Source organism: Nitratireductor thuwali, from assembly GCF_036621415.1.
GTDB classification, from domain to species: Bacteria; Pseudomonadota; Alphaproteobacteria; order Rhizobiales; family Rhizobiaceae; genus Chelativorans; species Chelativorans thuwali.
In genome coordinates this window covers 447,257-459,505 of the sequence record NZ_CP030941.1, presented here as the reverse complement: position 1 = coordinate 459,505, position 12,249 = coordinate 447,257, and the positions used below count along the sequence as shown (strand labels likewise).

Here is a 12,249-nt window from a genome sequence, read left to right as displayed (position 1 = left end):
CGATATGCGAAAGCCGCGCTCTCCGGGCGGGGAGAGACGCGGCGTTACGCATACACGTAAGCGGAAACCTTGCCTGATACGATACGCTGGCAGGCCCTTGTCTCCGGTACGCGAGACCTTTTCCGGAGCACTTGGAGGCCTTGATGTCCGCCTCGAAGACCGTTTTAGCCGGACATCGTTACCGGGAGGTTAGCAAGTGCTTTCGCAAATCTTAATTTGCTGTTTTTTCTGCAGTTTTACGATTGGGTAAGGTTTCGCGCCATGCTCGTGCATTACGGCGACGGTGCAGCTTTCCCGCGCAGGAAGTTGATGATGCCCGAGAAATCCGCGCCTCCATTGCCCATGGCTTCGAAGAGGGCGTAGAGCTGAGCGGCCTCGGCGCCGAGCGGCGTGGCGGCACCCGTGCTGCCCGCGGCCTCCTGTGCCAGGCGCAAATCCTTGAGCATCAGGCCGGCGGCAAAGCCGGGCTTGTAGTCGCGATTGGCGGGCGAGGCGGGCACGGGGCCGGGAACCGGGCAATAGGTGGTGAGCGACCAGCACTGCCCGGACGACGTCGACGCGACGTCGAACAGCGCCTGGTGCGACAGGCCGAGCTTCTCTGCGAGCACGAAGGCCTCGCACACCCCGATCATCGAAATGCCGAGGATCATATTGTTGCAGATCTTGGCGGCCTGGCCGGCCCCGGCGTCGCCGCAATGCACGATCTTGCCGGCCATGGCGTCGAGCACCGGCCGGGCCCTTGCGAAGGCTTCCTCGCCGCCGCCCGCCATGAAGGTCAGCGTGCCGGCTTCCGCGCCGCCGACGCCGCCCGAGACGGGGGCGTCGACCGAAAGGTGACCGTTCGCCGCGGCGATCTCGTGGGCGCGGCGGGCGGATGCCACGTCGATGGTGGACGAATCGATAAAGAGCGTTCCCTTCGGCGCGCGCGGCGCGAGGTCTTCATAGACCGAGATCACATGCGCTCCAGCCGGCAGCATGGTGACGACGATCTCCGTGCCGGCAATGGCCTCATGGGCGCTGCCGGCAACGGAAACGCCGCTGCTTTCGGCCTTTCTCAGATTGTCGGCGACAAGATCGTAGCCGGTGACCGCGTGGCCGGCCTTGACCAGATTGGCCGCCATGGGATTTCCCATATTGCCGAGGCCGATGAATGCGATGGTGGCCATTTGAGGTTCCTCCGGTGGATTTGGGCAGTAAGGGAGTAGGGCAATGAAGCATCGGGCCGGCAATTCTCCTACTGCCTTGCTACCTTGTTGCCCCATTCCGCTATATCCTATCGCCCCAGCAACTGCCGCGCGACGATGACGCGCATGATCTCGTTGGTGCCTTCCAGGATCTGGTGGACACGCAGGTCGCGCACCAGCTTTTCCAGGCCGTATTCGTGCAGATAGCCGTAGCCGCCGTGGAGTTGCAGCGCGTCGTTGGCAATGTCGAAACAGGTGTCGGTGACGAAGCGTTTGGCCATGGCCGACCATTTCGAGGCATCGGGCGCCTTGGCGTCCAGCCTTGCGGCCGCCGTATAGAGCAACATGCGCGATGCGTTGAGGTTGGTCTCCATGTCGGCGAGCTTGAACTGCAGCCCCTGGAAGCGGTTGATCTTCTGGCCGAAGGCCTCCCGCTCTCCCGTATAGGCGACCGCCTTGTCGATGGCCGATTGCGCGCCGCCGAGCGAGCAGGCGGCGATGTTGAGCCGGCCGCCGTCGAGCCCGGCCATGGCGATCCGGAAACCCTGTCCCTCGTCGGAGAGAAGGTTTTCTGCCGGGACCCGGCAATCCTCGAAAACGACCTGCCGCGTGGGCTGCATGTGCCAGCCCATCTTCTTTTCCGCGGGCCCGAAGGAAAGGCCGGGAGCGTCTTTCGGTATGACAAGGGTGGAGACGCCTTTCGGCCCGTCCTCGCCGGTGCGCACCATGGTCACATAGATGTCGCTGACGCCGGCGCCCGAGATGAATTGTTTCGAGCCGTTGATCACATAGTGATCGCCCGACTTGACGGCCCTGGTTTTGAGCGCCGCCGCGTCGGAACCGGCACCCGGTTCCGTCAGGCAATAGCTGGCCAGCCAATCCATGGCGGTGAGCTTCGGCAGGAAGCGCTGGCGCTGTTCCTCATTGCCGAAGACGTCGATCATCCAGGCCGCCATGTTGTGGATGGAGATGAAGGAGGAAAAGCCGGGGCAGGCGGCCGCGAGCGCCTCGAAGATCAGCACGGCGTCCAGCCGGCCAAGCGCCGAGCCGCCGACATCGTCGCGCACATAGATGCCGCCGAAGCCGAGCGGGCCGGTCTCGCGGATGACATCGGCGGGAAAATGCCGCCTCTCGTCCCATTCCAGGGCGTGGGGGGCGACGCGGTCCGCCGCAAAGGCCTGGCTCATTTCCTGGATTGCGCGCTGATCGGCGTTCAGCGAAAAAGCTTCGCTGCCGCTCTCGACTTTGGCATCCATCTCGTCCTCCCGGAGCGCTGTGCGTCCATTTGGACGCATAGGGACGCTCTTCCTTCTTTTCCGCATTTATGCGTAGGTCGGGTGATTCCACCTGACTCCAAAATGCGGGTTGCCGGCATCTTTTCTTATCCGGCAGTCTAGTGCATTGGGTCGGGCGCGCAATCCGAAGGCGTACACAGTCGGTGTGCAGAAGGAGATTCCATGGCGCGTGCCATCATGCTGCAGGGAACGGGCTCGGACGTCGGCAAATCCGTGTTGGTGGCCGGCCTTTGCCGCGCGGCGCGCAATCGCGGGCTGACGGTGCGTCCCTTCAAGCCGCAGAACATGTCGAACAACGCGGCGATTGCCGGGATTCCCGGGGCAAATATGGAAGGGGAAATCGGGCGGGCGCAGTGGCTCCAGGCGCTGGCCTGCGGCGTCAGGCCAACCGTTCACATGAACCCCGTCCTGCTCAAGCCGCAAAGCGATCTCGGCGCTCAGGTCGTCGTGCAGGGCCGCGTCTTCGGCGAGGCGAAGGCCTCGGCCTATGGCGCGCTGAAGGAGCAACTATTGGCGGCGGTGATGGATTCCTGGCGCAAGCTGGGCGAGGGGGCCGACCTCGTCATCGTCGAAGGCGCCGGGTCGCCGGCCGAAATCAATCTGCGCGACCGCGATATCGCCAATATGGGCTTTGCCACCAGGGCCGGCGTGCCCGTCATCCTGGTGGGAGACATAGACCGGGGCGGCGTGATCGCGGCGCTGGCCGGAACCCATTTGATCCTGCCGGAAGGCGACCGCGCGGCGATCGAGGGTTTCATCATCAACAAGTTCCGCGGCGATGTTTCATTGTTCGACGCCGGGCTGTCAGCCATCACCCGCTTCACCGGCTGGCGCTCGTTCGGCGTCGTACCCTGGCTTCCGCAGGTGGCGCATCTGCCGCCAGAGGATGCGGTCGCGCTCGACCGGCGCGCGGCGGCGGGTACGGATGTCCGGCTGCGGATCGCGGTTCCGATGCTGTCGCGCATCGCCAATTTCGACGATCTCGACCCGCTCGGCTCCGAGCCCGGGGTAGAGGTGGTGTTCGTGCCGCCGGGACGCGCGCTGCCGCGCGATGCGGATCTGATCGTGCTGCCGGGCACCAAGTCGACGGTCGCCGATATGGGCTTCCTGCGCGCCCAGGGCTGGGACGAGGATATCCTGCGTCATCACGGGCGCGGCGGGTCGGTGATCGGCCTGTGCGGCGGCTTCCAGATGCTGGGCCGGCTGGTGCGCGATCCCGAGGGCCACGACGGGGCCGGCGGCGAGGAAAAGGGCCTGGGCCTCCTCGATGTCGATACCGTGATGGCCGCCGAAAAGCAGGTCCGGGGCGTCATGGCCCTTTCCGTGGCCGGCGAACTGCCCATTTCCGCCTATGAGATACATATGGGGCGGACGAGCGGGCCCGACTGCGCCCGACCCGTGGCGCTGGTCGAGGGGCGGCCGGAGGGTGCGACGTCAGCGGACGGGCGCGTCTGGGGCACCTATCTGCATGGCATCTTTACCGCCGATGCCTATCGCCGCGCCTTCCTTGCCGGTTATGGCGTCCAGGCGGCCAGCGCCGGTTATCGTGAGCGCCTGGAGACGGCCCTCGACGGGATCGCCGATGCGCTGGAACAGCATCTGGATTGCACCGGCCTTTTCGCGCTCGCCCGATAGGAGCCGATCAGGATGCCTCGCCGGCCTGGGGCCAATAGGTGCCGACGCACCACACATTGCCTTCGGGGTCGCGGCAGATGAATTCGGTGCTGCCATAGGTCCGCTCCACCAGGTTCTGGAGCATTTCCGCCCCCGCATCCTTGGCCTTCTCGTAAGCCGCGGCGGCGTCTTCGACGGCGATATAGGTCGATTTTCCGCCGGTCGCTCCCGATGTGCCGACCATCGCGCCGAAGGCGTCGTCGGCCGCATCGCCCAGCATGATGATGGAGGAGCCCAACGCCATCTCCGCATGGGCCACGCGGGTCCCGTCCATATGCTTTTCCCGGACCGTCAAACCCAGTGCCCTTTCCAGCCACTCGATCATGGCGGAGGCGTTGCGGTAGCGGAATGTCGGATAGATGCAAGGGGCTCGGCCGGTGCTTTCATTCATGAGGTTTCTCCCGATGTCGATTGTGGGAAGATAGGCCTGCCGCGCCCCTGCGGTCTTGAAGAAATGTTACCTGCGCGTGTCCGGCGTTCAGCCGAGGGCGCCCACATGCTGGAGGGCGGCCGGGGAGATGCCAGTCAGCGTCCGGCATTCACGAATGAAATGTGCCTGATCCGAATAGCCGCCCTGGTCGGCGATCTCCGCCCAGCGGACCGGCGCCTCGTCGATGGCGTGCATGGTAGCGTCCAGCCGGACAATGCGGGCCACCGCTTTCGGGCCAAGGCCAATCTCGGCCTTGAAGCGCTCGTTGAGATGCTTGCGGCTCCAGCCGATTTCTGCCGCGATCCTGCCGACAGGCAGCCTTCCACGGCTGAATTCCACCATGGCCATAGCCCGCCCGACGGCAGCGCAGGGCGGGGGAGCGGCGGCAAGCCGGCCGGCGACGAACCGGGCGACGATGTCCAGCCTGCGCACGGGCGCTCTTTCGAGCGCCAGCCTTTCGCGCAGGCGTTCGGCGTCGGCACCCAAAAGCGTGTCGAGCGGGATCATGCGGGCGGTCAACTCGCTCAAGGGCATCCCGAAAAAGCGCCGTGCGCCCCTTGGGGTAAAATTCACCTGGACACATGCCGATGCGCCGAAGCTGTCGATATAGACGGGGCCCGCGAAAAGCCCGGCGGCAAAGGTGCCATACCGCTCATGCGTCTCCGCCGTTCGGCCGAGGCCGATGACGAAGGGATCGCCGAAGCTGACGATCAGCGGAACGACCAGGGATGCTGCCTCGCGCTGTCTGAAATGCGCCCGGCGGGTCTCGCGATAGTCGCAGATGTCGACGACGTCGCCAGCCAGTGCCGGTGGCGGCCGGCGGCGCAGAAAATGGCAGTCGCCGGTCGAAGGCGGCGCCGGCTCGCTCAAGGCGGGAGTGCGTTCCATGCGGGGCAGGATAGCGCACTTCGTTTGAGCTCAGAAGCCTTTGGCGTATTCGCGTGGGCTAGATTCCCCTCAAGACGCAGGCCAGGGCCAGCAGCGCATAGGCGACTGTCATGATCCAGACCGCCGAGATCGGAATCATCGCCAGGAAGCCGAAGGCGCCGACGAGCGCGATGATGGCGATCAGAAGGGAGATCAGGAATACGAGCTTGGTCGGTGCATTGAGTGTCATGGGATCCTCGCGACAAAGTTGTGCCTGCGTGGATTCCTAGACCGACCGGACGGTTATAGGCCAATATAGGCGCCGATCGGGTTCCCGTCCTCGGTCAGGAGCTTGATGGCGAGCGCGATGCAGGTGATCACCAGCAGTGGCTTGATGAGCTTTGCGCCGTTCTTCATGGCAAGCGAGGCGCCGAGCCGCGCGCCGGCGAATTGCGCCGCGCCCATCACCAGCCCGGCCTTCCAGACCACTGCTCCCGCCAGCGCGAAGGCGAGAAAGCCGCCGACATTCGACGAGAAGTTCAAAAGCTTGGTGTGTGCGGTCGCCTTCAAGACGCCGAAGCCGGCAAAGGCGACGAAGGCGATCATGAAAAAGGAGCCGGTTCCCGGCCCGAACGCGCCGTCGTAAAAGCCGATCAGAGGCACGACCGTGAAGCCGAACAGGGCGGGTGAAATGCGGCGTATCCGGTCGAGATCGTCCATATCGGGCTTCAGCGCGAAATAGACGGCGATGCCGATCAGAAGCAGCGGCAGTATCGTTTCAAGAACCGCGCCGGGCAGGATGGTCGCGAGCGCCGCCCCGCCGATGGAGGCGAGGAACGAAAGCAGCGCCCACGGCAATTGGGCCCTGAGGTCGACATGGCCCTTGGCGGCGTAGGCGATCACCGAAGAGCCGGAGCCGAAAAGGCCCTGCAGCTTGTTGGTGCCGAGTGCTTCGATGGGGCTGAAGCCGGCCAGAAGCAGGGCGGGGATGGTCACCAGACCGCCGCCGCCTGCAATCGCGTCGATGAAGCCGGCAAAAAAGGCGGCGAAAGCAAGGAGAACGAGCGTTTCGCCGAATATGTCAAACATTTGGCAATATTAACCTGCAAAGGCAAGAAGCGGACTTGCATCACAGACCGGCGGCAGGTGCAAGGCGATTTCGCTTGTGCCAGTACCGGAGTTGGGAGGGAACGGCATGGTTTCCGCAAAAGAACCGGACCACGAGGTTCCCTCCGCACCTGCTGCTGACCCGGCGGCAGATGCCGCGGAAGTGTTGCTGCTCCTGCGGCTGGTCCTGTCGGACGGCGCGCCGGACAAGAAGGTCGCGACGGTGCTGCAACGGGTTGCCCGGCGCGCCTTCGGTCTCAACGAGGCGGATTTCCTGGAAATCTACGTCTCCTTGCGCGCCCTCGGCGAGGCGGGCGCGGCCGGCGCGGCGGCGCATTTTCAGGAAAAGCCCCGGCCCGAAAAGGTGGCTCTCGGCCGCACGATCATGGCCATCTGCCGACACGACGAGGCGCTGAAGCCGCATATCGGGCGGGTCCGCAGCCGCGTTGCCGTGCTCTTGGACATCGAGGAAGACGGAATCTAGAGCGCCATGCGCTCGTTCGGACGCATAAAGGACACTCCATCTTCTTGTTTTTCCGCATTTATGCGGACGTCGGATGATTCCATCTGCCTGCAAATGCTTTAGCGCAGCGCCCTTGCGCCTCAGGCGGCGCCTTGCCTCTGCAGGGCGCGCTCGAGGTCGGGGGCGGCATCGATGAGGGCGCGCGCGGGCTCGGTCTCGGGGTGATGGAGCACACGCGCCGTCGGCCCGCGCTCGACGATCCTGCCGGCATGCATCACCATCACCTCGTCGGTAATGGCGCGCGCCACGGTCAGGTCGTGGGTGATGAAGAGATAGGCGACGCCGAGCCTGGCGTTGAGGTCGGCGAAGAGGTCGAGCACCTGGGCGCGTATGGAAACGTCGAGGGCGGAGACAGGCTCGTCGGCCACGATCAGCTTTGGCCTTGTGATGATGGCGCGGGCGATGGAGATGCGCTGGCGCTGGCCGCCCGAGAACTCATGCGGGTATTTCTCCATGTCGGCAGGCGAAAGCCCAACCTGCGACAGGGCCTCGGCCACGCTCTCGCGGCGCTCCGCCGGCGACGGCCTGCGGTCCAAAAGGTGCAGGGGCTCGGCGACCAGCCGTTCCACCTTGTGGCGCGGGTTGAAGGAGCCGTAGGGGTCCTGGAACACCACCTGCATGTTGCGGCGGTGCGGCCTGAGCGCATCCTCGCTCTTGTCCTCCAGCGCTTCGCCCTGAAAACGAATGGAGCCCGCCGTCGGGCGATCCAGCGCCAGGATCATGCGGGCGAGGGTCGATTTTCCGCAGCCCGACCGCCCGACCAGCGCCATCGAACGCCCGGCGGGCAGTTCGAACGAGACATGGTCGACCGCGCGGAAGGGCGCGGGGCGCGTGAAAAGCCGACGCGCACGCACCGGATAATCGCGCACGACCTCCTTTACTTGTAGCAACGGCGCGGGCTTGGATTGGCCGGGTGATTGCGGGCGATGGGGAACATGGGTGGAGGCTTCGGCAAGCTGCCTCGTATAGGGGTGGGCACGCTGCGACAGCGTCTGTCTGGTGTTGCCGGCCTCCATCACTTCGCCATGGCGCATGATGGTGATGCGCTCTGCCATATCCGCCACCACGGCAAGATCGTGGGAGATGAGAAGCAGGCTCATCCCGCCTTCGGCCACCAGGCTCTTCAAGAGCTCGAGGATCTGCGCCTGCAACACGACGTCAAGCGCGGTGGTGGGTTCATCGGCGATCAGCAGCTTGGGCTTCAGCGCGCAGGCGATGGCGATCACCACGCGCTGGCGCTGGCCGCCGGAAAGCTCGTGCGGATAGCGGGTCAGCGGAAATTGCGCTTCGGGCAGGCCGACGCGATGGAGCATGGCGCGGGCGCGCGTCTCGGCGTCGGCCCTGTTGGCGCCGGTATGCCAGCGAATGCCCTCCGCCACCTGCTCGCCTATGGTCTTGACCGGGTTGAGCGCCGTCATAGGCTCCTGGAACACCATGCCCAGATCGTCGCCGCGCAGCCGGCACATGGCCGCCTCGGGCGCGGCCACAAGGTCTATTCCGTCGAACATGATGCTACCCCTGGCACGGGCGGCGTGTGGCAGAAGCCCCATGACGGCAAGCGCCGTCATCGACTTGCCGGAACCCGATTCCCCCACCAGACCCATGACCTCACCCCGCCCGATGGACAGGCTGATATCCTTCAGGATGGGCGTGCCGCCTATGTCCAGCGACAGGTTCTCGATCTCGAGCAGGCTCATCGCTGGCGCCTCACGCGGGGGTCGAGCACGTCGCGGAGGCCGTCGCCGAGCAGGTTGAGCCCGAGCACGGTGACGACGATGGCAAGGCCGGGGAAGAGCGCCAGGTGAGGGGCCACGACCATGCGGGTCTGGGCGTCGAACAGCATGCGGCCCCAGGAAGGCATGGGCGGCTGTGTGCCGAGGCCGAGATAGGACAGGCCCGCCTCGGCCAATATGCCCAGGGCGAACTGGATCGTGCCCTGCACCAGAAGCACGCTGGCGATGTTCGGCAGTATGTGTTCGACGGTGATCAGGAAGCGGCCCTTGCCGGATGCGCGGGCGGCAAGGACATATTCGCGCGGCCAGATGGCCAGCGCGCCGGCCCGGGCCACGCGGGCAAAGACCGGCACGTTGAAGATGCCGATGGCGATGATCGCATTGATCGCGCTGGGGCCGAAGATCGCGGTGATCATCACAGCCGACAGAAGGGCGGGAAATGCGAAGACGAGGTCGTTGACGCGCATCACCGCCTCGTCCAGCCAGCCGCCGCGCGCGGCGGCCCAGCAGCCCAGCGGCACGCCGAGGCCGATGCCGATGCCGACGGCAAGGATGGCCACGGCGATGGAATTGCGCGCCCCGATCATGATCATGGAGAGGATGTCGCGGCCGAGATGGTCGGTGCCGAACGGGTGGGCCAGCGACAGGCCCTGCATGCGGTCGGAAACCTGAAGGCGCGTGATGTCTTGGGGCGTCCATGCGAAGGAGACGATGGCCATGGCCGCCACAAGCGCGACGATGGCAAGGCCGATGAGGAACGAGCGATTGGAGAGCGCCTGGCGCAGAATGTGGCGTTCAGGCCCCGCGATGAAAACGGGATCAAGGCTCATCGCGCCGTCCTCAGTCTTGGATCGGCGATGGCGTAGCACACGTCGACCAGCATGTTCACCGCAATGACGGTTGCGACCAGCAGCATGACCACGCCTTCCACGACGATGAGATCGCGCTGGCTGATGGCCTGAAAGACGAGGCGGCCCAGCCCCGGCAGGTAGAACACGTTCTCGATGATGATCGTGCCGGCAAGCAGGAAAGCGAACTGCAGGCCCAGTATGGTCAGCACCGGGATGAGCGCGTTCCGCAGCGCATGCCGCCACAGAACCGCCCGCCGCGGCAGGCCCTTGGCGCGGGCGGTGCGGATATAGTCTTCGCCCAGCACCTCCAGCATTGCCGAACGGGTGACGCGGGCGAGAATGGCAGCCTGCGGCAGCGCCAGAGACACGGCGGGCAGCAGGAGGGCCGCCAGCCCTTGCAGGATGCCCTGGTCCCAGCCCGGAAAACCGCCGGCGGGCACCAGCCGCAAACCGACCGCGAAGACATAGACGAGCAGCATCGCGAACCAGAAGTTGGGGATGGCCACGCCCACCTGCGCCAGCCCCATCGTCAGCGTGTCGGAGAGCGTGCCCCGGCGCGAGGCCGCGTAGACGCCCACCGGCAGGGCGATCAGCGTCGACAGCGCAAGCGCCAGCAGCGCCAGCGGCAGCGAGACGGCGACGCGCTCGGCGATCAGGTCGATGACGGGCGTCGAATAGGTGTAGGACCGCCCGAAATCGCCGGTTGCCAGCCCGGCTACCCAATCAAGGTAGCGGGCCAGGACGGGCTGGTCGATGCCCATTTCCGTGCGCAGCGCCGCCAGCGCCTCTGGACTGGCATTCATGCCCAGCATGATGCGCGCCGGATCGCCCGGCAGCACTTCCAGCACCGAAAAGACGATGATGGAAGCAGCAAGCAGCGTCAGGAGCCCGGTGAGGAGCCGCTTGGCAAGGTATGGGATCATGTCTTGCTATGCAGCCTGCGCGGCTCCAAACCCGTGCCCGTTATGCTCATTCCGCCCAGCGCACCCCGGTCAGGTCGTTCGCCTGGATCGGCATGTTTTCCCACATGCCTTCCAGCTTGGCATCCCATACGCCGGTTTTCGGAAGCTGGAAGAGGAAGCCGTTCACCGCATCCTCGGCAATTATCCGCTGGGCCTTGGCGTATAGCTCGTTGCGCTTTTCCGGATCGGAGACGCGGTCGAGCTCCTCGATCACCGCGTCGAACACATCGTTGTCGTAGTTGAAGTAGTAGTCGTCGCGGGCGTAGATGTTGATGTCGTTGGGCTCGGTATGGGAGACGATCGTCAGGTCGTAGTCCTTGTTGGTGAAGACCTGTTCCAGCCATTGCGCCCATTCGACGGGAACGATCTCCAGATCGATGCCGATTTCCCGCAGTTGCGAGGCCACGACTTCGCCGCCCTGGCGCGCATAAGCCGGTGGCGGAAGCTTGAGCGTCCCGGAAAAGCCATCTGGATAACCGGCCTCTGAAAGCAGGGCTTTTGCCTTTTCGACATCGTAAGGGTAGGTGCCGGTGAGGTCGACATAGGCCTCGTTGGCCGGCGAGAAATGGGAGCCGATCGGGACGCCGAAGCCGTTCGAGGCGCCCATGATGATTTCGTCGCGGTCGAGCGCGTGGGCGATGGCCTGGCGCACCTTCAGATTGCTGAAGGGCTCCTTGCCATTGTTGGTGGCAAGGATCGTTTCGCCTTCGGTGGCGCCGATCACGACCTCGAAACGGGGGTCGCCCTGGACCTGTGTGACGGCATCGGGCGGAAACATGGGAAAAGCATGCACATCGCCCGACAGGAGGGCCGGAATGGCGGCCGCCGCGTCGGGAATGAAGCGGAATTCCGCCTTGTCGAGCGCCACCGGCTCGCCCCAATAGTCGGGGTTCTTCACGATGGTGACTGAGGAACCCTTGGCCCAGTTCTCGAATTTGAAGGGGCCGGTGCCGACGGGGTTTTCCTTGTTGCCGTCCGCCGTTTCCGGCGCCACCACGACGGCATCGCCCCAGCCCATATTGTAGAGGAATGAGCCCTGCGGATGCTCGAGTGTCACCTTGAGGGTCACTGGGCCGACCGCCTCCACGCTTTCGATGGCCGAGAACAGGACCTTCTGCGCATTGGTCGAATCGTCCGCCATGGCCCGCTCCAGGGTGAATTTCACATCCTCGGCCTCGAAGCTGGTGCCGTCGTGGAAGGTCGCGCCTTCGCGCAGCTTGAATGTGTATGTCCTGCCGTCGTCGGAGATTTCCCAGCTTTCCGCCAGCGCCGGCTGCACCTCGCCGTTCGGGCCGATGCGTGTCAGGCCCTCGAAGACATTGGCGTAAACGATCTCGTCGATGGCTGCGGCGGCGCCGGCCGTGGGATCGAGATGCGGCGGCTCCAGGACGACGCCCAGGACGAGGTCCGTGCGCGCGGCATAGGCCGCGCTGCTCGTCGCGGCGACGATGGCGGTCGCGCCGAGGAATGCAGCCAGTTTGTTCATCGTTCCCATCTCCCAAATTGCGAGCCGCCCGGTTGCGGCCGGCTCTGGAGCGCCGTGCGTCCATGCGGACGCATAAAGGACGCTCCATCTTCTTGTTTTCCCGCATTTATGCGGACGCCAGGTGATTCCACCTGGCC

Annotated in this window: 12 protein-coding genes; 2 read left to right on the top strand and 10 right to left on the bottom strand. The window is 65.1% G+C overall.

Going from position 1 to position 12,249, the window contains the following annotated elements; translation table 11 throughout:
* Positions 1-272 precede the first annotated feature (272 nt).
* A complete protein-coding gene (gene mmsB / locus NTH_RS02195) occupies positions 273-1,166 on the bottom strand; it encodes a 3-hydroxyisobutyrate dehydrogenase (protein WP_338528468.1) in 894 nt (297 codons plus the stop codon).
* 107 nt (positions 1,167-1,273) lie between these two features.
* Positions 1,274-2,440, bottom strand: a complete 1,167-nt coding sequence (locus tag NTH_RS02190) for an isobutyryl-CoA dehydrogenase (protein ID WP_338528467.1) — start codon at positions 2,438-2,440, stop codon at positions 1,274-1,276.
* A gap of 201 nt (positions 2,441-2,641) precedes the next feature.
* Between NTH_RS02190 and NTH_RS02185 the strand changes: the two genes are divergently transcribed.
* Entirely contained in the window at positions 2,642-4,114 is a 1,473-nt protein-coding gene (locus NTH_RS02185; RefSeq protein WP_338528466.1) for a cobyric acid synthase, read from the top strand.
* Between the two features lie 7 nt (positions 4,115-4,121).
* On the opposite strand, the gene NTH_RS02180 is transcribed toward NTH_RS02185, so the two are convergent.
* From NTH_RS02180 to NTH_RS02165, 4 genes are all read right to left on the bottom strand, one after another.
* On the bottom strand, positions 4,122-4,544 hold the full coding sequence (locus NTH_RS02180; RefSeq protein ID WP_338528465.1) for a VOC family protein: 423 nt from the start codon (positions 4,542-4,544) through the stop codon (positions 4,122-4,124).
* Positions 4,545-4,631: 87 nt separating this feature from the next.
* A complete protein-coding gene (locus NTH_RS02175) occupies positions 4,632-5,453 on the bottom strand; it encodes a helix-turn-helix transcriptional regulator (protein WP_338528464.1) in 822 nt (273 codons plus the stop codon).
* A gap of 76 nt (positions 5,454-5,529) precedes the next feature.
* A complete protein-coding gene (locus NTH_RS02170; protein ID WP_338528463.1) occupies positions 5,530-5,700 on the bottom strand; it encodes a hypothetical protein in 171 nt (56 codons plus the stop codon).
* Positions 5,701-5,753: 53 nt separating this feature from the next.
* Positions 5,754-6,539 carry a TSUP family transporter gene (locus NTH_RS02165; RefSeq protein WP_338528462.1) on the bottom strand — a complete coding sequence of 262 codons (786 nt, stop codon included), beginning with the start codon at positions 6,537-6,539 and terminating at the stop codon, positions 5,754-5,756.
* A gap of 106 nt (positions 6,540-6,645) precedes the next feature.
* Here NTH_RS02165 and NTH_RS02160 point away from each other — a divergent pair, with 106 nt between their 5' ends.
* Complete coding sequence (locus tag NTH_RS02160) at positions 6,646-7,041, top strand: hypothetical protein (protein ID WP_338528461.1); 396 nt, start codon at positions 6,646-6,648, stop codon at positions 7,039-7,041.
* Between the two features lie 119 nt (positions 7,042-7,160).
* Here NTH_RS02160 and NTH_RS02155 read toward each other — a convergent pair whose 3' ends face one another.
* The 4 genes from NTH_RS02155 to NTH_RS02140 are packed head-to-tail and all read right to left on the bottom strand — an operon-like array spanning position 7,161 to position 12,112.
* Entirely contained in the window at positions 7,161-8,777 is a 1,617-nt protein-coding gene (locus tag NTH_RS02155; protein WP_338528460.1) for an ABC transporter ATP-binding protein, read from the bottom strand.
* Positions 8,774-9,643, bottom strand: a complete 870-nt coding sequence (locus NTH_RS02150; RefSeq protein WP_338528459.1) for an ABC transporter permease — start codon at positions 9,641-9,643, stop codon at positions 8,774-8,776. Before NTH_RS02150 ends, NTH_RS02155 begins: the two co-directional genes overlap by 4 nt.
* Entirely contained in the window at positions 9,640-10,587 is a 948-nt protein-coding gene (locus tag NTH_RS02145; RefSeq protein ID WP_338528458.1) for an ABC transporter permease, read from the bottom strand. Before NTH_RS02145 ends, NTH_RS02150 begins: the two co-directional genes overlap by 4 nt.
* Positions 10,588-10,633: 46 nt before the next feature.
* The gene (locus NTH_RS02140) at positions 10,634-12,112 is read right to left on the bottom strand and encodes an ABC transporter substrate-binding protein (RefSeq protein ID WP_338528457.1); all 1,479 of its coding nucleotides are present in this window, start codon (positions 12,110-12,112) and stop codon (positions 10,634-10,636) included.
* Positions 12,113-12,249: the final 137 nt, after the last annotated feature.